This is a genomic window from Coprococcus sp. AF16-5, from assembly GCF_003479365.1.
GTDB classification, from domain to species: domain Bacteria; phylum Bacillota; class Clostridia; order Lachnospirales; family Lachnospiraceae; genus Coprococcus; species Coprococcus aceti.
Genome location: NZ_QUGZ01000001.1, coordinates 146886 through 168702 on the forward strand (window position 1 = coordinate 146886; position 21817 = coordinate 168702).

General features: G+C 45.7%; 17 protein-coding genes and 2 tRNA genes. 16 read left to right on the forward strand and 3 right to left on the reverse strand.

Features of this window, described 5'->3' with window-relative positions; genetic code table 11:
• Positions 1 to 7 precede the first annotated feature (7 nt).
• On the forward strand, positions 8 to 670 hold the full coding sequence (locus tag DWW70_RS00650; protein WP_055224121.1) for a thiamine diphosphokinase: 663 nt from the start codon (positions 8 to 10) through the stop codon (positions 668 to 670).
• Between the two features lie 110 nt (positions 671 to 780).
• Here DWW70_RS00650 and DWW70_RS00655 read toward each other — a convergent pair whose 3' ends face one another.
• Positions 781 to 2805, reverse strand: a complete 2025-nt coding sequence (locus DWW70_RS00655) for a Na/Pi cotransporter family protein (RefSeq protein ID WP_242992612.1) — start codon at positions 2803 to 2805, stop codon at positions 781 to 783.
• A 272-nt stretch (positions 2806 to 3077) separates the two neighbouring features.
• On the opposite strand from DWW70_RS00655, the gene DWW70_RS00660 reads away from it, so the two are divergent.
• Both DWW70_RS00660 and DWW70_RS00665 read left to right on the forward strand, forming a co-directional pair.
• Positions 3078 to 4526, forward strand: a complete 1449-nt coding sequence (locus DWW70_RS00660) for a hypothetical protein (protein WP_117549066.1) — start codon at positions 3078 to 3080, stop codon at positions 4524 to 4526.
• A 15-nt stretch (positions 4527 to 4541) separates the two neighbouring features.
• Positions 4542 to 4997: a 23S rRNA (pseudouridine(1915)-N(3))-methyltransferase RlmH gene (locus DWW70_RS00665; protein ID WP_015534824.1), complete on the forward strand. Its 456-nt coding sequence runs from the start codon at positions 4542 to 4544 to the stop codon at positions 4995 to 4997.
• Positions 4998 to 5003: 6 nt separating this feature from the next.
• Here DWW70_RS00665 and DWW70_RS00670 read toward each other — a convergent pair whose 3' ends face one another.
• Positions 5004 to 5402 (reverse strand): 23S rRNA (pseudouridine(1915)-N(3))-methyltransferase RlmH, encoded by a 399-nt coding sequence (locus DWW70_RS00670; protein WP_015534825.1) that lies wholly within the window; start codon positions 5400 to 5402, stop codon positions 5004 to 5006.
• 122 nt (positions 5403 to 5524) lie between these two features.
• Here DWW70_RS00670 and DWW70_RS00675 point away from each other — a divergent pair, with 122 nt between their 5' ends.
• From DWW70_RS00675 to DWW70_RS00730, 12 genes are all read left to right on the forward strand, one after another.
• The gene (locus DWW70_RS00675) at positions 5525 to 6337 is read left to right on the forward strand and encodes a Cof-type HAD-IIB family hydrolase (RefSeq protein ID WP_055224117.1); all 813 of its coding nucleotides are present in this window, start codon (positions 5525 to 5527) and stop codon (positions 6335 to 6337) included.
• A 119-nt stretch (positions 6338 to 6456) separates the two neighbouring features.
• Positions 6457 to 7869 (forward strand): LCP family protein, encoded by a 1413-nt coding sequence (locus tag DWW70_RS00680; protein WP_117549064.1) that lies wholly within the window; start codon positions 6457 to 6459, stop codon positions 7867 to 7869.
• A 250-nt stretch (positions 7870 to 8119) separates the two neighbouring features.
• Positions 8120 to 8818 carry a UMP kinase gene (gene pyrH, locus DWW70_RS00685; RefSeq protein ID WP_055145001.1) on the forward strand — a complete coding sequence of 233 codons (699 nt, stop codon included), beginning with the start codon at positions 8120 to 8122 and terminating at the stop codon, positions 8816 to 8818.
• A gap of 45 nt (positions 8819 to 8863) precedes the next feature.
• Positions 8864 to 9409, forward strand: coding sequence for a ribosome recycling factor (gene frr / locus DWW70_RS00690; RefSeq protein WP_015534829.1), 546 nt, complete (start codon positions 8864 to 8866; stop codon positions 9407 to 9409).
• A 45-nt stretch (positions 9410 to 9454) separates the two neighbouring features.
• Positions 9455 to 10183: an isoprenyl transferase gene (locus DWW70_RS00695; RefSeq protein ID WP_117549063.1), complete on the forward strand. Its 729-nt coding sequence runs from the start codon at positions 9455 to 9457 to the stop codon at positions 10181 to 10183.
• A 21-nt stretch (positions 10184 to 10204) separates the two neighbouring features.
• Positions 10205 to 11002, forward strand: a complete 798-nt coding sequence (locus DWW70_RS00700; RefSeq protein ID WP_117549062.1) for a phosphatidate cytidylyltransferase — start codon at positions 10205 to 10207, stop codon at positions 11000 to 11002.
• A 92-nt stretch (positions 11003 to 11094) separates the two neighbouring features.
• The gene (dxr, locus tag DWW70_RS00705) at positions 11095 to 12237 is read left to right on the forward strand and encodes a 1-deoxy-D-xylulose-5-phosphate reductoisomerase (RefSeq protein ID WP_117549061.1); all 1143 of its coding nucleotides are present in this window, start codon (positions 11095 to 11097) and stop codon (positions 12235 to 12237) included.
• A gap of 1 nt (position 12238) precedes the next feature.
• Positions 12239 to 13336: a M50 family metallopeptidase gene (locus tag DWW70_RS00710; protein WP_117549060.1), complete on the forward strand. Its 1098-nt coding sequence runs from the start codon at positions 12239 to 12241 to the stop codon at positions 13334 to 13336.
• Between the two features lie 58 nt (positions 13337 to 13394).
• Positions 13395 to 14444, forward strand: a complete 1050-nt coding sequence (ispG, locus tag DWW70_RS00715) for a flavodoxin-dependent (E)-4-hydroxy-3-methylbut-2-enyl-diphosphate synthase (protein WP_117549059.1) — start codon at positions 13395 to 13397, stop codon at positions 14442 to 14444.
• A gap of 47 nt (positions 14445 to 14491) precedes the next feature.
• Positions 14492 to 19393 (forward strand): PolC-type DNA polymerase III, encoded by a 4902-nt coding sequence (locus DWW70_RS00720; protein ID WP_118649328.1) that lies wholly within the window; start codon positions 14492 to 14494, stop codon positions 19391 to 19393.
• 130 nt (positions 19394 to 19523) lie between these two features.
• Positions 19524 to 19595 (forward strand) — tRNA-Glu (locus DWW70_RS00725).
• Positions 19596 to 19636: 41 nt separating this feature from the next.
• Positions 19637 to 19708 (forward strand) — tRNA-Glu (locus DWW70_RS00730).
• Between the two features lie 66 nt (positions 19709 to 19774).
• Here DWW70_RS00730 and DWW70_RS00735 read toward each other — a convergent pair.
• Positions 19775 to 21007 (reverse strand): peptidoglycan-binding domain-containing protein, encoded by a 1233-nt coding sequence (locus DWW70_RS00735; protein WP_118649091.1) that lies wholly within the window; start codon positions 21005 to 21007, stop codon positions 19775 to 19777.
• A 99-nt stretch (positions 21008 to 21106) separates the two neighbouring features.
• Here DWW70_RS00735 and DWW70_RS00740 point away from each other — a divergent pair, with 99 nt between their 5' ends.
• Entirely contained in the window at positions 21107 to 21745 is a 639-nt protein-coding gene (locus tag DWW70_RS00740) for a precorrin-2 dehydrogenase/sirohydrochlorin ferrochelatase family protein (protein WP_015534836.1), read from the forward strand.
• Positions 21746 to 21817: the final 72 nt, after the last annotated feature.

Below are 21817 nucleotides of genomic sequence, written 5' to 3' on the forward strand. Positions count from 1 at the left end.
TAGTGATATGAAAAGTTATATTATAATATCCGGAGGCAGAGTTGATCTGTATTCACTTCAGGGAATCATGGACAGACACCTTGAAAGCAGCAGAGTGATAGCTGTGGACAAGGGTATAGAGACCTGCAATAAGATAGGAATAGTACCAGATGTGATCGTGGGTGACTTCGATTCAGCCAGCAAGGTGACTGTGGGCGTGTACAGGAAGATGGCTAAAAAGATGCACTCCATACAGTTTGTTGATCTGGACACACACAAGGACTTCACGGATACTCATGTAGCCATCATGCATGCCATGGAGGAAGGTGCTACGGATATTTATATATCGGGGGCCACAGGAACGAGACTTGACCATACGATGGCAAACATAGGACTGCTCAAGGAGTGTGCAGATAAAGGCGTAAATGCGTATATAGAGGATGACCATAATGTAATAACCATGATAAATTCCAGTGCCGGAATAAGCCGGCTGGAGGGATACGATTATATATCTTTTATACCGTACGGTGGATGCGTCACGGGGGTAACACTTACAGGGTTTGAATACAACGTGGAGAATCGTACATTTGAGATAGGAGACAGCCTTGGAGTGAGCAACCGGGTTGTATCGGAGGATGCAAGGATAGAGATAGAAGATGGCTATATGATCGTCAATTACAGCCGTGACTGATATGGTTTAAAAGACCAGGCATATAAACTACAATATAAATATAACGAAAAAGCTCTGCACAGTGTATTATCTGTGCAGAGCTTTTTCACATAGCAGTTTGTTATATTCCTTTACTTTTTCTTGGAGTTCTTTTTACCCTTTTCAGGATATTTCTCATTTATCTTTTCTTTTATCTTTTCGTGCCTGTCGGCTACTTTGTTTTTTGCTGATGACTTTTTCTTCAGGTCGGACTTCTGGTTGTTCCTTGACTCATTCTTTTGCTCGTCGCCGGAAACCTTAGCTTTGTTATCAGGTTCATCAGGTGTTGTTAACTCACGGAGTTCGCGGATGCTTGCATCAAAGCCTTCTGTTATCGGATCGGCATACATGGATGAATAATATGCATACAGAGCCTTGTATTCCTCAGATGTCTTGTATCCGGTGATGTAGATGTGTCCGTGCATCTCGTCCATATGGATACCCCTGATCTTCTTGGCAATGTGAAGGCCGATGTTCTTACAGTGGCTTCCGATCCTGTCAAGACTTGTGAGAATGTCAACCAGTGCAAATCCTCCAGGGATACCACATTCGCCCATCTGAAGTCTCACAACGTGGTGATCCTTTATAAGCTCTGTTATCTCGCTGATGGTCTGTGCAAGTGGCTCTATTCTTGATATTGCCTGAAGATCGTCCTCCTTGAAGGCGTTCAGAGTCATATCAATAATATTGTTAGTCGCCTTGAGCGCTGTATGGATCTCCTTCATTCCCTGATCTGAGAAGTTTATCTTCTGATCTATTATATTTCTCGATACAACGAGAAGATTCTCACAGTGGTCACCAATCCTTTCCATATCACTCAGACTGTTCAGAAGCTCAGACACATCAAGTCGTTCGGATCTGGACATGTTGTTCTGTGATGTTACCTTGAGGAGGAAGTTGTTGAGTGAGCTCTCACATTTGTCTATGAAATCCTCATTCTCCTCGAGTTTGGCGGCATCTTCTTCATTGAAATCACTGATGAGTCTGCATGCTATTGCAAAGTTCTCTCTTATGCAGTCAGCCATGGCAAACATGACATTTCTTGCCTGTGAAATAGCGATGGAAGGGGTAGCGATAAGTCTCGGATCCAGTGTGGCGAGCTCTTTGTCGATCTTGGACTCCTCGTCGTCCCTGATGATCTTTCCTGTAAGTTTTGCCACCTGATTGGAGAATGGCAGAAGTATCAGGCTTATGATAAAGTTGAACAGGAAGTGGACGTTTGCAATGTTACCACGGTTTACGACCTTGTCCATGAAAGGCATGTCTATGAAAAGCTGAAGTCCGTATATGACAATAACAAAGAACACAGCTCCGAATATGTTAAAGAGAAGATATGAGAGAGAAACTCTCTTTGCCTTCTTGTTCGCACCGATTCCCCCGAGGATAATGGTCATACACTTACCGATGTTCTGACCGATAATGATAGGAATGGCTGTTCCGTATGTAACGACGCCTGTGGACGAAATGGCCTGGAGTATACCTACTGATGCAGATGAACTCTGTATGATGGCTGTGAGCACAAGTCCTATTAAAATACCAAGTAATGGGTTATTAAACGATGTGAACAGATTCTGGAAGCTCTCTGATTCCTTGAGTGGCGCAAATACACCCTCCATGGTATTCATGCCGAGAAAGAGGATTCCAAGACCAACAAGAATACTTGCAATATCACGTTTCTTGTTGTTATTTGTAAATAGTATGATAAATGCACCTATACATATAAGGATAGGAGCAAATGATGACGGTTTTAAAAGTTTAAGAAGAATATTAGTCTCCGCAAGATCTCCGAGACGAAGGATCTGTGCGGTCGCGGTACTACCGATGTTGGCACCAAACACGACAGGTATGGCCTGCCCAAGCTTCATGATTCCGGCATTTACAAAGCCGATGAGCATGATGGTCGTTGCTGCCGAACTCTGAATGATGGCTGTTACGGCTGTACCGAGTGTAAAACCCTTGATAGTTCCCGTGAACTGATTTTTTCCGGTTGTAAGTTTCTCAAGAACCTTTTCCAGACTGCCACCGGCGAGATTCTTCAGCGAGGCACCCATGAGATTCATTCCGAACAGAAATAAACCTACGCCTCCGAGCAATGTTAAAATAGAAAATAAATCCAAAATTATAGCCCTCCTGAGTAAAATGAATTTTACCTGTGTTTCTGACAGGTAAAAAATATGTAATAAATATGTAAAAGCCCATACGGTTCAAATTATAACACATCACTAGTTTTTGTACTATTGAAAAAATAATGCAATTGATGGTAACATTTCGGCAAATGTCACAATAAATATGATGGTGGCGGCAAAACTTCAACTGTGGTAGAATGAGCAGGGTATATTATATAAAAATGATAACGAAGATTCAGATAAAAGAATGGAGTGGCTGATACATGTCTGTTTTTAGTGATAAGAGAGTATTTGGAATCAAAAGGCAGAACTGTGGCGGTGTGTCCACCGCAGGGCAGGTATGCGCCAATGATGTAATATTGTGGGTCATATTTCTGCTACCTATTAATATAGTAATACATGGTGCAGGACAGTGCCTTGTGGCCATGGGATTGTTCGTGGGCAATGTTGTCGGATGGATATTTCTGTCAAAGCGTATGAATTCGTATGCTGAGATATCCCCTAAAAAGATACACAATGCTCCGGAGCTGTTCGCAGCAAGATATGGGTCATGGAAGTTGAAAGATCTGGTGTCCGTCATATGGATAGTGACGCTTTGCCTGATACTGGTGTCTGTTCTCAAGGTTATCGTATCGGTTGTCGCCTATTTTATGGACATGCCGGAGAGCATAAGCCTTGCCATCATAGTGTCATTTCTCATCCTTGCCACCATACTGGTTGACAATAAGCTGATGGGAATAATCAAGACAATAGTGTTCATAATGGTTATAATCGTATGTCTGACGATGATCGGACTGGTATTTTACAGGATGGATGCGAGGGAGATACTTGACAATTACAGGAGATCAAGGCTTGCAGGGGGAACCAGCATTTATCTGAATATACTGTATTACGATGGCAAAACAGTGGATATAGGAAGTGCGATATCCATGACGGGAGTAGGACTTGGATGTATAGCCATGCCGCTGATGTACAAGGGTGTCTTAAATATCCGGGATATCAAGGAGCTCGATGTCGGAAGAATATGGGCTGTAATCTTTGAAGGGTTCACAATACTTTCAAGCTGTATACTGGCACTTCTGGTCGTACCGGTGCTCTATCCTGAGAAGGCATGGGCAAATATGAACTCATTCCAGGTGTACAACCTGATGCTCAAGAAGCTGCTTGGAACGGGAACCTATGCGTATGTGTTCAGATTTGCCGCGCTTATGGTGTTTATAGCGGCGGTTGTCGTAATGCTGGAATCGTTCATGAGAAATATATGCGAACATATAAGAGGGCTTGTTCCTGCAATCTCAAGAGCCGGTGGAATCGCAAAGCTTCTTATAGATATAGGTGTTGTTGTGCTGACCGGATGCTGCGTTTTCCTGGTGGCAGAGTTTGTTGAATTCAACAGAGAGCATATGATCGCCGAAAACTGGGGATTGTGTGCGGCGGCACTTGCGGCTCCTCTTTTCTGTACACTGACGTACAGGCATGCGACCGGAAAAGGCATGTATGCTGGAATAATAGCAGGAATACTCACATTTGTTATGTGGAAATATCTCCCGTTTGTGAACGGAGGCAGCCTGGCGGCATACTCGGGTATCAGCGGTGACGTGGTTGGATTTGCAGTGAGTCTGCTGTTCACCATTGGAGTAAGTGTGTGCACGCAGAAAAATACAGAGGAAGAACTGAAGATATTTGACAGGATGAGGGCTGATCAGGCCTGATCTGAAGGAGTTCATATGATATACAGGATTGCCTGCGTCGGCAGGATAAAGGAACAGCATTTTACGCAGATGTTAAATGAATATAAGAAGGAGATCGACAAGAGAGGACGTCTGGAGATATGCGAGGTTCCTGACGAGAGGATACCTCAGAAGGCTGGCGACAAGGTAAATGCCATGATCATTGAGGCCGAGGCGGACAGGCTGAGACATGTGATCGGGAGAGACGACTATGTTATAGCACTGTGTATAGAAGGAAAGAAGACGACCACGGAAGGACTTGCCGATCAGGTCCGCAGGGCATCGGAGCGCGGACATGACACGGTTACATTTGTGATAGGGGGATCTCTTGGACTTGCTGCAGATATAGTGAGGAGGGCTGATTACAGGATGAGCGTGTCGGATATGACATTTCCGCATCAGCTCATAAGGGTGACGCTGGCGGAGCAGCTTGCGATCATAAGCCGGAGCTGACAGGGATTATTTGTGGTAGGTTATGTTGTTCAGGATAGTGTATGCCCTGTAGGTCTGCTCGGACAGCAGGAGGGCAGTCATCTCGGCGGACGGCTGTACTGAACAGAGAGAGAAATTTTCCATATCAGCTGTGAGTGATTCATCGTACCCTATGTAGAAGTTTATCTTTGAGGTACCGCTTGAAGTCAGACTGTTGATGCGGGCTGCGTAGTCCTCAGATGAGATGGTATCGGAGCCGGATATGCAGTAGTTTGTGGTGTTTTTCCCTGATGTGCATTTAATTTTCCCTGCAACACATACTATAGACAGAGTACAGTATGGAGAAAGTCTCTTGACGTACTCGGCGATGGCTTTCTGATACAAAGGGTTGATTTTTTTCTGATTAACGTATATGTTTATATCCATGTGATTTCTCCTAAAGTCAGAAATGGGCGGCAGGATGACGTAACGGCATCCTAACTATGACATTATATAGCATCAAGGAGAAAATATATAGCAAATTATGTTATAACATTATGGAGGATAAAATGAGTAAAAAATTACTGGCACTTGATATTGACGGAACGCTGACAAATACTCAGAAGGATATTACTCCGGCAACGCTGGAGAAAATAATAGAGGCACAGGAGAAGGGGCATATCGTTGCGATAGCATCGGGACGTCCACTGCCTGGAATAAGGAAGATAGCAGACACCATAGAGCTTGACAGATTTGGCGGATATGTGCTTGCTTTCAACGGCGGAAGGATCGTCGATTACAGTACCGGTGAGGTGGTATATCAGGCTGTGCTTGACAATGATGTGGTGAGGGATATATATGATTACTGTCTGAAAGCGGGCTGCGGAATGGTGACATACGATGGAGACCGAGTTATAACCGGAACTGATATAGACGGATACATGACATTTGAGGCAAGTATCAATCATATGGAGATCATGAGGATAGATAACTTCAGGGAATATATCGATTTCCCTCTCAACAAATGTCTTCTTACCGCAGATCCTGACAAGGCGGAGAAGATAGAGCAGGAGCTTGCAGAAAAGTTCGGTGATCAGCTTAACATATTCCGCTCGGAGCCATATTTTGTGGAGATCATGCCGCCAAATGTTCACAAGGCAACATCCCTTGAGAAGCTTCTTGAGGTCCTTGATATGGACAGAAAGGATCTTGTGGCGTGCGGTGACGGATATAATGACCTCACGATGATAGAGTATGCCGGGGTGGGAGTCGCCATGGCAAATGCACAGGACATAGTGAAGGAACATGCCGATTATATAACATTGTCAAATGACGAGGACGGACTTGTGCCGGTGGTGGACAAGTTTATCCTGGCTGACTGATCAAGTATAAAAATGTGTGAATTATGTGTATCCCGTTGAATTGATGAGATATTTGTAGTAAAATGTATTGCTATATGAGTTAAATTTTGACAGATACATTCGATATTTAGGAGAAAAATATGGGAAATAAAATGAGTGGTCATGATGACGATGATATGAAGCGTGTTAAGGGCAGATATGCCGGAGAGATGCTTTTTGACGATGAAGATGATTACGATGACGATGCCGATGATTATTCAGATGATCATGGCAGAACCGGTATTGCAAAGGATGATTATTCCGACAGCGCATTTGGACCGGGCGCAGACGATGAAGAGGATGCGGCATCAGAAGAGGAAGCTTATACATCGGATGATGAATATTATGAAGATGAATATGCGGAAGAAGAGCAGGATATGAAGGATCAGAAGAGAAAGAAAAAGAACAGAGTATGGGGAATCATACTTGCAATCGAGGTTGTTGCAGCCATAGTCATAGGCGTTCTGTTTGTGAAGTCGTACATCAACAACACATATAACAAGATGCAGTACAAAGAGCTGAAGGACACTCATATAAATGAGGATCTGGATGAAGAAACAGTCAAGAAGATGACAGGATACACCAACATCGCATTGTTTGGTATAGATACCAGAGATGCAGGCATGGTTGACGAAGGAGTGCGTTCAGACAGTATAATCATCTGTAGCATCAACAATGATACACAGGAGGTCAAGCTTCTCTCACTGTACAGAGATACTTACCTTGAGCTCTGTAATGACAGCCAGTCATACGAGAAGGCAGCTCATGCATACGCATACGGCGGAGCACAGGGCGCTGTCAATATGATAAATAAGAACCTTGACCTGAATATAACAGATTACGTTGCGGTCAATTTCACAGCCCTCACAGAAGCCATCGATGCCCTGGGTGGAATTGATATAGAGCTGAAGGAGGAGGAGCTTTATAAGCTCAACCAGTGTATTGACGAGCAGATGGGTGTAAATGGTATTTATTCAGATTATGTATATGACACAGGTGTCGTTCATCTGAACGGTGTGCAGGCTACAGCCTACTCAAGAATCAGAAGTACAGATGAGGGTGATATAACAAGAACATGGAGACAGAGAACAGTTATCTCCAAGATGATAGAGGCGGCAAAGACAGCAGGAATCTCCAAGCTGCTTGATTGTATCAACGTGGTTGTGGATGATGTTGCATCAAGCCTTACAGAGGAAGAGATCATTGATATGGCAAAATCCTGCTTCAACTACAAGCTGTCTACTACAACAGGATTCCCGTTTACCATCGCCAGTCCTACCATGGATGAGGTGAGCTATGTCGTTGCCTGTGATCTCGCAACGAATGTCACAGCACTTCACAGATTCCTGTTCGACGACATGAATTATACACCGTCAGCTACCGTACAGAATATAAGCTACAACATCATCAATGATTCAGGCTGTGAGAATCAGCTTGATCTTGATACATTTACAGTTCAGGATGATGTGGATTCCATTGTATCGACGGAGTCAGATTATTCTGATGGCTATTGATGATATCTGGGATCTGAAAGCAGGATGTCGGGTGACATATAACAGAAATAAGCATAACAGCAAGGCACATATCATATGCACGTGTACACAGTGATATGTGCCTTTCTTTTTTACTTTGAAATGTAAAGGGTATGTGCTATAATGAATCAGGTCGTCAGGCAGATGTCTGCATGGGTTATCATGCTAGGATATGACGATATATAATATGAATAATAAAATATGAACACAAAGGATGGATCGCGATATGAAGATGGACAGAATTCTGCTCAAGATGAGCGGTGAAGCTCTTGCCGGTGATAAGAAACATGGTTTTGACGAGGAGACAGTCAGAGATGTGTCCAATCAGGTAAAGCAGATAGTAGACAAGGGAATACAGGTATGTGTAGTAATAGGAGGAGGAAACTTCTGGAGAGGAAGAACTTCAGACAACATGGACAGAGTTAAGGCGGATTCCATAGGAATGTTGGCAACTGTCATGAACTGTATCTACACAGCGGACAGCTTCAGAAGCTGCGGAATAAAGACACACATCATGACACCATTTGTATGTGGTAATATGACTGAGCTTTTTGACAAGGACAAGGCAATCGCATATATGGAGCAGGGAGATGTCGTATTTTTTGCAGGTGGAATCGGCCATCCATATTTCTCAACAGATATGGCGACAGTGCTTATGGCAATAGAGGTTCAGGCAGATGTCATTCTTTCAGGTAAGGCCATCGATGGAGTATATGACAGTGATCCAAAGACCAATCCGAACGCTAAGAAGTATGACAGCATGAAGATGAGCGATATAGTAGATAACAAGCTCGGAGTAATAGATCTTGCCTCAGCAGTTCTTGCTATGGAGAACAAGATGCCTATGATGCTGTTTGGCCTGAATGATGAGAACAGCATAGTGAAAGCCGTTACAGGCGGTTTCACCGGAACATATGTGAATGCGGAATAAAAGGGAAAATAATAAGAAAAATATATAATCCAGGAGGAATGAATCATGTTAACACAGTACGAAGAGAAGATGCAGAAGTCAGTTGAGAATCTTGAGGCTGAGTATGCTACCATCAGAGCAGGAAGAGCGAACCCTAACATCCTCAACAAGATCAAGGTTGAGTATTATGGAGTTCCAACACCTATGCAGCAGCTTGCAAATATAACTGTTCCAGAGGCCAGAACACTGGTCATCGCACCATGGGAGCCATCACTTGTCAAGGAGATAGAGAAGGCTATCATGAATTCTGATCTTGGAATCACACCTAACAACGATGGAAGAAACATCATCCTCAACTTCCCAGAGCTCACAGAGGACAGAAGAAAAGAGCTCGTCAAGGATATCAAGAAGAAGGGTGAGGGCGCAAAGGTCGCTATAAGAAACATCAGACGTGATGCCAACGATGCCATCAAGAAGATGGAGAAGAACGGAGACATAAGCGAGGATGAGCTCAAGGACAACGAGGACAAGATCCAGAAGCTCACAGATAAGTACGTTGGTCAGATCGACAAGGCTGTTGAGTCAAAATCCAAGGAGATCATGACAGTATAATAATCATGGATATGATGTATCCCTAAAATGGAATGCGGAGAGAATATGAAGAGAGAGATTAACGGAGAATTACTTAATGTGCCGGAGCACGTGGCTGTGATCATGGATGGAAATGGCAGATGGGCAAAGAAGAGATTTCTTCCCAGGAACTATGGACACGCAGAGGGTGCGAAGGCTCTTGAGGCTATATGTGAAAATTGCGATAGGCTTGGAATAAAGTATCTCACAGTGTATGCTTTTTCCACGGAGAACTGGAAGAGGTCTGTTGAGGAAGTCACAGGTATCATGAATCTTTTCAGAAAGTACCTGGTTGACAGTATAGAGAGATCTAACAACGCCAACATGAAGGTTAACCTCATAGGTAAGCGCGAGGGCCTCCCGGAGGATATAGTTCAGAAGATGGATGATCTGGAGAGGGAGACTGCGGGGAATACAGGACTTCAGTTCCATATAGCGATAAACTACGGTGGACGTGATGAGATTGTCAGGGCGGTGAAGAAGATCATGAAGGATGCCGATGCGGGAAAGATCAGTGCGGATGACATTGACGAGAGCCTGTTTGCGGAATATCTCGACACAAAGGGTGTGCCTGATCCTGATCTGCTAATAAGGACAAGCGGTGAGGAGAGAACATCCAACTTCCTCCCATGGCAGCTTGCATATTCTGAGTTTTATTTCACAGATACACTGTGGCCTGATTTTGACATGGATTCTCTGATAGAAGCCGTGAGGTACTACAATAAGAGAGAGAGAAGATTCGGAGATGCAAAATAGTTATCCGGAGGATATTAGTTAATGAAACAGAGAGTGATAAGTGGTGCGGTTCTGGTAGTGATACTGGCCATCACATTATATTTTGGAGGGATAGTAACATGCGGCCTTATGGCTCTGGTATCCCTTGTGGGCAATATGGAGCTGCTCAGAGTATACGGAGTGAACAAGAAGACTCCGGGAATCGTGTGTTACCTGGCGACAGTTCTGTATTATATAGCCATATACCTGGATCGTATGGACATTATTGTTCCTATGATGGTCGTATATTTATTGGTTATGCTTGCTGTGTATGTGCTGACATTCCCAACATACAGCGATAAACAGATCATGGCGGCATTTATGGATTTCTTCTATGTAAGTGTCATGCTGTCATTTGTATATCTCATAAGAAACATGGAGCATGGACTGGTACTTGTCCTGTTGATATTTGTCAGCTCATGGATAAATGATACATGTGCTTACTTCGTGGGAAGAGCCTTCGGAAAGCACAAGATGGCACCTGTGCTCAGCCCTAAGAAGAGCATAGAGGGTCTTATCGGCGGTATCGTTGGAGCAGGTGTATTCGGAGCAGTGTTTGGCATACTGTTTGATAAGTATGTAGACACCATGAACTATGCGCCATTACTTTTTGCAGTTGTCGGCGCTGTCGGTGCACTTCCGGCGGTTATTGGAGATCTGGCAGCATCTGCGATAAAGAGAAATAACGACATCAAGGACTACGGAAAGCTGATTCCGGGTCACGGAGGAATATTGGACAGATTTGACAGCATAATATTTACAGCACCGATAATTTATTATCTGCTTGTATATCTGCTGTAGGATACATGATGGGCAGTGCCCAGTGGGTTCACTGGATACTGCCTATTATATTCGGATAGATGATCCGGTAAATCCGGATACAGGAGGATAACATGAAGAATGTAGCGATAATTGGCTCTACAGGTTCAATTGGAACACAGACCCTTGAGATAGTTAGGGTTCAGGAAGATCTGAATATAGTGGCGCTTGCCGCCGGAAGTAATATAGAGCTCCTGGAAAAACAGGCGAGGGAGTTTTCGCCTGAGGTTGTGGGAATATGGAGCGAAGAGAATGCTGCGAGACTCAGAGAGTGCCTTGCGGACACTGACATAAGAGTTGTTGCGGGCATGGACGGATTGATAGAGATAGCAGAGCTTTCATCATCAGACATCCTTGTCACGGCAATAGTTGGCATGATCGGAATAAGACCGACTATAGCAGCCATAAATGCGGGAAAGGACATAGCACTTGCCAATAAAGAGACTCTGGTGACAGCGGGACATATCATCATGCCGCTGGCGGCGGAGAAGAATGTAGCGATACTGCCTGTTGACAGCGAACATTCCGCTATATTCCAGTCCCTTCAGGGAAATGTGCACGGCGATGTGGAGAAGATATTGCTCACAGCGTCAGGTGGGCCTTTCAGGGGAAAGGATACCGCATTTCTTGAGAATGTTCAGGTGGAGGATGCGCTCAAGCATCCAAACTGGAGTATGGGAAGAAAGATAACAATAGATTCAGCAACCATGGTCAACAAGGGACTTGAGGTTATAGAGGCAAAGTGGCTCTTTGATGTGAAGCCGGAGAATATCCAGGTGGTAGTCCAGCCACAGAGCATAATCCACTCGATGGTTGAGTACAGGGATGGCGCAGTCATAGCACAGCTTGGAACTCCGGACATGAAGCTTCCGATACAGTACGCTTTGTGTTATCCGGAGAGAAGATACATGGCCGGTGACAGACTGGACTTCTGGACTATGAACTCGATTCTTCTTGAGAAGCCGGACATGGATACATTTAAGGGATTAAAGTATGCGTATTCTGCCATAGCAGATGGCGGTTCAATGCCGACTGTATTCAATGCGGCAAATGAGTGCGCAGTGGCAAAATTCCTTGACAGGAAGATACGCTTCCTCGATATATACAGGATAATAGAGGAGTGTATGGCGAGTCATACAGTTATAGAAAACCCTGACGTGTCACAGATACTTGACACTGAGCGCTGGGTATATGATTTTGTAGAAAGCAGGTGGTAGATTGAACATAATTCTCATAATTCTAGTATTTGGTGTGATAATATTTTTTCATGAGCTTGGACATTTTATTGTCGCAAAGATCAATCATATATCGGTAATTGAGTTTTCCATGGGACTTGGCCCAAAGCTCTTCTCGTTTACCAAGAAGGATACACAGTATTCACTGAGACTCATACCTCTGGGCGGTTATTGTATGTTGCTAAGCGAAGGCGAGGAAGGTCATGAGGATGACGAGAACGCATTTGAGAAGAAGTCCATATGGGTGCGTATGGCGGAGGTCCTTGCCGGTCCGTTCATGAACATAGTTATAGCATTTATCTTTTCAGCGGTCATAATCCACTTCTGTGGTACAGATCCTGCGACTATCGGCAGGGTGTACGACAGCGGGATGGCGAAGGAAAGCGAGTATGCGGATGTTGTCAAGGAGTTCAATGGAGTTTATCCTGCGGAGCAGGCCGGGATAGAGGATGGAGATACCGTCCTTGAGATCGGCGGAAGCAAGATCAAGAACTTCAGGGAGCTTCAGATATATCTTGAGATATACGGGGACGGTTCTCCTATAGACCTCAAGATGCAGAAGAAGGATGGCACGGTGTACGATACGACTGTATATCCGGTGGAGACAAGTGCAGGTTATAAGGTGGGAATCGTAAGCTGCGGTTATGTCTTGCCACAGAATTTTGGCGAGCTGATGAAGTATTCTGCCTATGAGGTCAGATACTGGGTCAAGGCCACGTTCCTGAGCCTTAAGCTCATAGTCACCAGACAGGTCAGCTCAGATGAGGTGTCCGGCCCTGTGGGTGTGGCAAAGTCCATGAACGATACGTTCAATGAGGCTGCAAAGGTCGATGTCCTTACGGTTCTCCTCAACTGGATGAACTATATAGTGCTTCTCTCGGCCAACCTTGGAATCATGAATATGCTTCCGATACCGGGACTTGACGGAGGACGTTTCCTGTTCCTGCTGATCGAGCTTATAACCAGGCGGAAGGTTCCGAAGGACAAGGAAAACATAGTCACATTTGTGGGATTTGTGCTGGTCATGATCCTCATGGTCGTAATATTGTTCAATGATATAAAGAATGTATTTTTCAGTTAAAGACAATTAAAGAAGGAGGAAAGGCGCCAGTGCTTATGTACTGGCGCTGTGAGTATATATGAAGACAAGAGAGATCCACATAGGTGACAGGGTTATAGGCGGAGGCAATCCGATACTTATACAGTCCATGACCAACACAAAGACGAGCGATGTGGAGGCTACGGTTGCACAGATACTCCAGCTTGAGAAGGCCGGATGTGACATAATCAGATGTACGATAAACGATGAGGCTGCAGCAGATGCAATCCCGGCTATAAAGAAACAGATCCACATTCCGCTTGTGGGCGACATACATTTTGACTATAGGCTTGCCATAAAGGCCATAGAAAATGGTGTGGACAAAATCAGGATAAATCCGGGAAATATCGGAGGACAGGAGAAGCTGGCAAAGGTAGTCGAGGCTGCCAGAAAGAGAAATATTCCTATAAGGGTCGGTGTAAACAGTGGTTCTCTGGAGAAGAATCTCGTGGAGAAGTACGGCGGAGTGACCGCAGAGGGAATAGTTGAGAGCGCTCTTGACAAGGTGCGCATGATCGAGGAGCTTGACTATCACAACATAGTCATAAGCATCAAGTCGTCTGATGTTATGATGTGCGTGAGAGCCCATGAGCTCATCGCGGACAAGACAGATTACCCTCTGCATGTGGGAATCACGGAGTCAGGAACCGTCACAAGAGGAAATATCAAATCATCGGTGGGACTTGGAATCATACTCCATGAGGGAATAGGCGATACGATAAGAGTGTCCCTGACAGGAGATCCGGTGGATGAGATCCTGTCAGCAAAGCTTATTCTCAAGGCTCTTGGACTCAGAAAGGGCGGAGTAGAGCTTGTGTCATGTCCGACCTGTGGACGTACTGAGATCGACCTTATCGGACTTGCAAACAAGGTGGAAAAGCTTGTGTCAGACTATGACCATCTCAATATTAAAGTCGCAGTTATGGGTTGTGTGGTGAACGGCCCGGGAGAGGCTAAGGAAGCCGACCTTGGAATTGCAGGAGGCAAGGGCTGCGGACTGCTCATCAAGAAGGGTGAGATAGTTGGCAGACTCAGTGAGGATGAATTTATACCAGCGTTGAAGCGCGAGTTAGATAATTGGAGTGAATAGGATTGAACAACGAAGATCGTATTTTGGAACAAGAGAATATAGATCAGATGTATGCCGATGAGATGCAGACTCAGATGGATTATGAAGCCCAGATGGCTGAACAGGAGATGTATGAGAGCCAGATGTATGCTGATATGCAGCAGGAGAGCGCATCGTACACCCAGGCGGATGTTCACGACTCGGACTGGCATATCGCAGATGATATGGAGGAAGATGCCGAGGACGAAGACGTGGTCAGTGATGGCACTGGTGGCGATATGGTCGAGGGGTGCGAGGCTGATGCTGATACACCGGAAGGCTCAGTGAGTGGAAATGAGAGTAATGATGGCTCTGCAACGGCGGTTTCAGATGCCGGAAATGAGCAGGCGGAGCTCTTCATGACGGTGTTCCCCGGAGTGGAGATGACTAAGGAGCTTGCAGGTCTGTTCACCGAGGTGTATGTGACAAAAGTCACGATATATGACAGTAAAAATATCCTGCAGGTTGACATAAGATCGAGACATATAATAAGCAGACCTAATATAGAAAAGGCGGAGGAGTGTATCCGTAAGTTTGTATTTGGCAATAAAAGGTATACGGTCCAGATACGGGAGCACTATACACTTTCTACACAGTACAATCTCGAAGCAATAGTCAAAGCATATCAGGACAGCATACTCTACGATATAAGATCATTCAGCAATGTGGGCTACAGGCTTATATCCAGATCGATAGGAGAACTGTACTGTGACGGAGACGCGATAACCATAGCTATAGAGGACAGTAAGATAGCGCATATACACGCTGAGAAAATAAAGGCGTATATGGAGGAGATGTTCCAGGAGAGATTTGACCTGAATGTCAATGTTGCATTTGAGTACAGTGAGGCGGACAAGGAGAAGTTGAGGAGAGCCAGTGCACTTGTTGAGCAGCAGAAGATAGATGCCATATTGAACAACCTCAGGGATCATGGCGACATCATCGTGGACGGAAAGGCCGTGGACAAGGATAAGCTCGGAGTGTCGAAGAAGGAAGATAAGAATAAGAAGAGCGAGGGACACAAGCCTGATGAGAATAAGGCTGCTCCTGCATCCTCCGGCGGCGATTCAGGCCAGAAAAATGGCGGTGAAAAGGAGAAGTTCGGAAGAAGGCGAAGATATTCAGATGATCCAGAGGTGTTCATAGGAAGAGATGTGGAGGGCAAGCTGCTTGAGATATCCAGCATCAACGATGGTATCGGAGAGGTCGTCATCCACGGACAGATCATGAGCACTGAGGAGAGAGAGCTCCGAAATGGCAAGATCATACTGACGGGATATATAACAGATTTCACAGACACCATAGGCTTCAAGATGTTCTGCAGTCCTGAGGATATGGAGGTCTACCGCGAGGAGATACAGAAGGGTAAGTTCTATAGGATGAAGGGCCTTGCCGAGTTCGACTCGTATGCCAAGGAGGTTATGATATGCCGAGTGCTCGGTATGAAGCACATTCAGGACTTCCGTGTACCTCGTATGGATACATATCCTGAGAAGCGTGTCGAGCTTCACATGCATACCAAGATGAGCGAGATGGACAGTGTGGTCGATATAGAGACCATCGTGAAGCGTGCCAGCGACTGGGGACACCCTGCCATAGCGATCACGGATCACGGTGTTGTTCAGGCTTTCCCTATAGCAAACCATACAAAGGGACTCAGAAAAGATTTCAAGATCATATATGGTGTCGAGGGTTACTTTGTCGATGACCTGAAGGATCTGGTCAAGAACTCAAGGAATCAGAGCCTTGATTCGGAATACGTGGTATTTGATATAGAGACAACGGGACTTTCCAAGAAGCACAACAAGATCATAGAGATCGGTGCGGTCAAGGTGAAGGACGGAGAGGTCGTAGATACATTCTCGGAGTTTATAAATCCGGGTGTGCCTATCCCATACCAGATAGAACAGCTCACATCCATCAATGATGATATGGTAAAGGATGCGCCGATGTTCGATGTGATCGTTCCGAGATTTGTGGAGTTCTGCGGTGACGATATCGTGGTTGCCCACAATGCGTCATTTGATACGGGATTTGTGAGAATGAATGCGGAGGAGCTTGGACTTAAGTTCGACAACACGGTTCTGGATACCATGACGCTCAGCCATATACTGCTGCCGGAGCTTGGAAAATTCACTCTGGACAGAGTGTGTAAGGAACTCAAGGTCGTGAATGCGCATCACCACAGAGCCATAGACGATGCGGAGGCCACGGCGAAAGTATTCTTCAAGCTGCTCGACATGCTGAAGGAGAGAGATGTTAAGACCATGGATGATCTAAATGTCCTTGGAAGCACCTCACCTGATGCGATCAAAAAGGATAAGACATATCACGGAATTATCCTGGCAAAGAACGAGATAGGAAGAGTTAATCTGTACAGGCTCATATCTGAGTCTCATCTGACATATTTTGCGCGAAGGCCGCGTATGCCGATGAGTCTCATCAACAAATACAGAGAGGGTCTGATAATAGGCTCTGCCTGTGAGGCGGGAGAGCTGTTCCGTGCCATAGTTGATGATGCGTCGGATGAGGAGATAGTGAGACTGGTCAACTGGTTTGACTACCTTGAGATACAGCCGCTTGGCAACAATGAATTCATGACGAGGGATACAAGGAATCCAAAGACCATGGACGATCTGATCGGATACAACAAGAGGATCGTGGAGCTCGGAGAGATGTTTAACAAGCCAGTGGTCGCAACCTGTGATGTGCATTTCCTTGATCCTGAGGATTATATATACAGGGCGATCATCATGAAGAGCAAGGGTTTTGACGATGCTGATATGCAGCCACCGCTGTATTTCCGTACCACGGAGGAGATGCTGGCAGAGTTCCAGTATCTTGGAAGTGACAAGGCCAAGGAGGTCGTCATCACAAACACGAATATGATAGCGGACATGATAGAGAGGATAGAGCCGGTCAGACCGGACAAGGCGCCTCCTATCATCGAGAATTCGGATCAGACACTTACGGATATATGTTATACCAAGGCACATGAGATATATGGCCCAGACCTGCCACCTCAGGTTCAGGAGAGACTGGACAGGGAGCTGCACTCCATCATTTCAAATGGATTTGCGGTTATGTACATCATCGCACAGAAGCTTGTGTGGGATTCCAATGACCACGGATATCTGGTTGGTTCCCGAGGTTCGGTTGGATCTTCATTTGTCGCAACAATGGCCGGTATCACGGAGGTAAATCCGCTGTCGGCTCACTATATCTGTCCGAAATGCCACTTTGTGGATTTTGATTCAGAGCTTGTAAAGTCGTATTCGGGAATGAGCGGATGTGATATGCCGGACAGAGACTGTCCGAATTGTGGAACACCGCTTATAAAGGAAGGACACGATATACCATTCGAGACATTCCTTGGATTCAACGGAGACAAGGAGCCTGATATCGATTTGAACTTCTCGGGTGAGTATCAGTCGAAGGCACATGCATACACCGAGGTACTCTTCGGCAAGGGCAAGGCATTCAAGGCGGGAACCGTAGGTGGTGTTGCGGAAAAGACAGCATTTGGATATGTGTATAATTACTTCAAGGATCACTCCAAGGAGGATCTCATGGCGGAGGCCAAGGCGTCCGGAATGGATGAGAAGGCCGCGAAGAAGTACGCTGAGGAGAATGCAACGGTCACAAAGAGAAGATGCGAGATGGAGCGTCTGGCTCTGGGATGTACCGGTGTCAGAAGAACCACGGGTCAGCATCCGGGTGGTATGATAGTTCTTCCGAGACATGAGGAGATATATTCATTTACACCTATACAGCACCCGGCAAATGATGTGACATCGGATATCATAACGTCACATTTTGAGTACCATTCAATCGATCATAACCTGCTGAAGCTCGATATTCTTGGACACGATGATCCGACCATGATCAGGCGACTTGAGGATCTGACGGGACTTGATGCCACGAAGATAAGACTTGACGACAAGGATGTCATGGAATTGTTTCACAGCACAAAGTCGCTGGGGATCACACCGGAGGATATCAATGGGATACCTCTTGGAAGCCTGGGGGTGCCGGAGTTCGGAACGGACTTTGCTATGCAGATGCTTATAGATGCCAAGCCGACATGTTTCTCAGATCTTGTGCGAATAGCGGGTCTGGCGCATGGAACCGATGTATGGCTGGGCAACGCGCAGGAGCTCATCAAGTCGGGCAAGTGTACCATATCGACAGCCATTTGTTGTCGTGACGATATTATGGTTTATCTGATACACATGGGACTTGATGCCGGACTTGCCTTCAACATCATGGAGAAGGTTCGTAAGGGAATAGTTGCCAAGGGCAAATGTGACAAATGGGATGACTGGAAGGCGGAGATGGCTGCCCACGGAGTACCGGACTGGTACGTATGGTCATGTCAGAAGATCAAGTACATGTTCCCGAAGGCCCATGCGGCGGCCTATGTCATGATGGCGTGGAGAATTGCCTGGTTCAAGGTCAATTATCCGCTTGAATACTATACAGCATTCTTCAGTATCAGAGCTGATGACTTCAGCTATGAGATGATGTGCTTTGGCAAGGAGAGAGTTCTCTTCCATATCAATGAGATAAGCAAGGTGGACAAGAACAAGAGATCAGCCAAGGACGAGGGCAAGCTCAAGGATCTGAAGATAGTTCTCGAGATGTACGCAAGAGGCTACGACTTTGTTCCAATAGATATATATAAGGCAAAGGCTGACCGGTTCCAGATAATAGACGGCAAGATTATGCCATCCTTCGCATCCATAGAAGGAATGGGAGAGAAGGCTGCACAGCAGCTCTACGATGCCGCCCAGAAGGGGCCGTTCCTCTCCAAGGAGGAGATCAATGAGCGTGCAAAGATCGGCAAGGGAACCATCGAGAAGATGAGTGAGCTGGGCATCCTGGACGGAATGCCGGAGACAAATCAGCTTTCGCTGTTTGACTTTATGTAGGCTGGCGGAACAAATTAAGTCAATAATCTGAAAAAAGTTTGCAATTTTATAAAAAAAGTGCTTGCATTCTGCTTTCGTTTCTGTTATATTAAACAGGTCGCAAGCGAAGCGGCAGGATACAAGCACTTATGGTTCGTTGGTCAAGCGGCTAAGACGTCGCCCTCTCACGGCGAAAACAGGGGTTCGATTCCCCTACGAACTGCTAAGAATCGAAAGATTCAATAATTAGATAACAAGACCTATGGTTCGTTGGTCAAGCGGCTAAGACGTCGCCCTCTCACGGCGAAAACAGGGGTTCGATTCCCCTACGAACTGCTAAAAGCTGAAATCATTATGATTTCAGTTTTTTTGTGTTTTCATGCCATAGTGTGTGAAGCGGTGCTACACATTCTCCGCAATCTTCGTAACTCCCACATATATCTGTGAAATTTTATACCACGTTTTATAGTCGGTGACTCCGGTAACCGGAAGATTGAATATCTGCTGGAACTTTCTCACAGCATCAGCGGTTTCCTGACCATATATGCCGTCGACGGTTACGGTACCGATGGCGGGATAGTTGAGTGCGATCCTGGCGAGCTGCCTCTGGAGCTGGGAGACCTTGTCGCCGCTTGAGCCGATGGTCAGCTCGTAGCCCGGATATGATGAAGGTATACCGGATATGGTCTCCGAGGTGTTGATGTATATTGTATCTCCGTAATAGTATCTGAGAATCTGGATGGCGGTGAGACCGTCGTCTGCCAGGGATTTTGACCCCCACTGGGTCATCCAGCCCGGACAGGATACACGTTTGCCATCGCAGTATTGGGTGAATAGTGGCTGTGTAACGTTGGGCTTTGAGAGATAGTTGGCGAACATCTCATCGACGATCTGGGAGACATTTTCAAATATGGTTGCATTGTAGACCCACTTTTGGTCGAACGCGGTATTGCTCGTGATAGTAAAGTCGTATCCTTTTCCCCTGTACCACTCGGTATAGACCCTATTAAGGGTAAATGACTGTATCGCCAGTACATTTGCACGGATGGCTGCATCAGGCCAGGTGGAATATATCTCGTTGCAGGCAACATTCTTTATGTAATCCTTATATGGAACATAGTAGTCCCTGGCGGTGGAGTCCGCCGGGGCGCCGTCATGGACAACTATGGTCTCAGGTACAACGACGCGGCTCAACACTATGCCGCCTGATGGATTCACCGGCTTTATCATGTCCTCGGCGATCTTGGGTGGATACTGCTTCCAGAGGGTGTGGGCGTCGAGAACGGTAGGGTTCGTATCGCTTCCATCGGATGGTGTCAGCTCTATGTTCTGGATCCCGTTCTCACCGGAGAATATCTGAACCCCGGAGATGAAGCGCTCGTTGTATCCGGGAGCGTTCACAAGCACGTTGTATTCCGAGTATGGCTGGTTTTCGCCAGGCTCCAGACTGTAGGCGACATCGGGGGCGGGAAGCTCTTCATCGATGACGATACCATTTTTATCGGTGACAAATTCCTCTGAGGTGGAATCGGGCATTCCCGTAGGGCTTATGTATACGGAAGCACCCTCGACGGGAAAGAAATTATTGTTCGTTATCTGAATTTTTAGTGAACCAACGTTATTTGTAATTGCCATTTCTTAATTCCTCATTTATAATTTGCTGTGAAAGTTTTTTAAGCAGCTTTCACAGTAAGTATATGACTAGATTTATAGAATATTCGGAGGAGATAAGATATGGCATACTTTCCAATGTACATCGATCTTGAGGGCAAGAAAGTAATAGTTGTAGGTGGAGGTAAGGCAGCACTTAGAAAGATCAATTCGCTGCTGTATTTCGGAGCGAAGATAGCGGTCATTGCGCCGAAGGTGTGCGATGATATAAAAGCGATAAAGGGAATAAATGTACATGAGAGCAACGTGGCACTTGACATACTGCAGAATGCAGACATTGTTGTGGCGGCAACCAGGCGCCCGGAGATCAATGCCAAGATAGGTACATATTGTAATGACAGGGGCATCATGGTAAATGTGGCTGATAACAAGGAGCTCAGCAGCTTCCTGTTTCCAGGCGTTATCGTCCGCGGAGATCTTGTGGTGGGAGTCACAACAGGTGGCAACAGCCAGGCGGTATCCAAGCAGATCAGGAATATGATAGACAGGATGCTTCCAGAGGAGTACGAGGCGCTCACAAGAAAGATGGGAGCGTACACAGAGCTTGCAAATGTCAACATCAAGAGCACGGCACTTAGGGAGGAAGCACTGGATGAACTCGTCAAGGTTGCACTGTCCAACAAATGCGTTCTTGACGACAAGAAGGCGAACAAGGTGCTTGACAAATATTACCGTGAGGACGCAGCCAGAAGAAACGCATAAATATTTGTTAATATTTGTACTTGAATTATTTGATAATTATGATACAATAAATGAGATTGTTATAGATTGCAG

What these genes read in the sequence shown, in the direction of transcription:
- DWW70_RS00650 (WP_055224121.1), top strand. Translation starts at nt 8, where the DNA reads ATGAAAAGTTATATTATAATATCCGGAGGCAGAGTTGATCTGTATTCA.
- DWW70_RS00660 (WP_117549066.1), top strand. Translation starts at nt 3,078, where the DNA reads ATGTCTGTTTTTAGTGATAAGAGAGTATTTGGAATCAAAAGGCAGAAC.
- DWW70_RS00665 (WP_015534824.1), top strand. Translation starts at nt 4,542, where the DNA reads ATGATATACAGGATTGCCTGCGTCGGCAGGATAAAGGAACAGCATTTT.
- DWW70_RS00670 (WP_015534825.1), bottom strand. Translation starts at nt 5,402, where the DNA reads ATGGATATAAACATATACGTTAATCAGAAAAAAATCAACCCTTTGTAT.
- DWW70_RS00675 (WP_055224117.1), top strand. Translation starts at nt 5,525, where the DNA reads ATGAGTAAAAAATTACTGGCACTTGATATTGACGGAACGCTGACAAAT.
- DWW70_RS00680 (WP_117549064.1), top strand. Translation starts at nt 6,457, where the DNA reads ATGGGAAATAAAATGAGTGGTCATGATGACGATGATATGAAGCGTGTT.
- pyrH (WP_055145001.1), top strand. Translation starts at nt 8,120, where the DNA reads ATGGACAGAATTCTGCTCAAGATGAGCGGTGAAGCTCTTGCCGGTGAT.
- frr (WP_015534829.1), top strand. Translation starts at nt 8,864, where the DNA reads ATGTTAACACAGTACGAAGAGAAGATGCAGAAGTCAGTTGAGAATCTT.
- DWW70_RS00695 (WP_117549063.1), top strand. Translation starts at nt 9,455, where the DNA reads ATGAAGAGAGAGATTAACGGAGAATTACTTAATGTGCCGGAGCACGTG.
- DWW70_RS00700 (WP_117549062.1), top strand. Translation starts at nt 10,205, where the DNA reads ATGAAACAGAGAGTGATAAGTGGTGCGGTTCTGGTAGTGATACTGGCC.
- dxr (WP_117549061.1), top strand. Translation starts at nt 11,095, where the DNA reads ATGAAGAATGTAGCGATAATTGGCTCTACAGGTTCAATTGGAACACAG.
- ispG (WP_117549059.1), top strand. Translation starts at nt 13,395, where the DNA reads ATGAAGACAAGAGAGATCCACATAGGTGACAGGGTTATAGGCGGAGGC.
- DWW70_RS00720 (WP_118649328.1), top strand. Translation starts at nt 14,492, where the DNA reads ATGTATGCCGATGAGATGCAGACTCAGATGGATTATGAAGCCCAGATG.
- DWW70_RS00735 (WP_118649091.1), bottom strand. Translation starts at nt 21,007, where the DNA reads ATGGCAATTACAAATAACGTTGGTTCACTAAAAATTCAGATAACGAAC.
- DWW70_RS00740 (WP_015534836.1), top strand. Translation starts at nt 21,107, where the DNA reads ATGGCATACTTTCCAATGTACATCGATCTTGAGGGCAAGAAAGTAATA.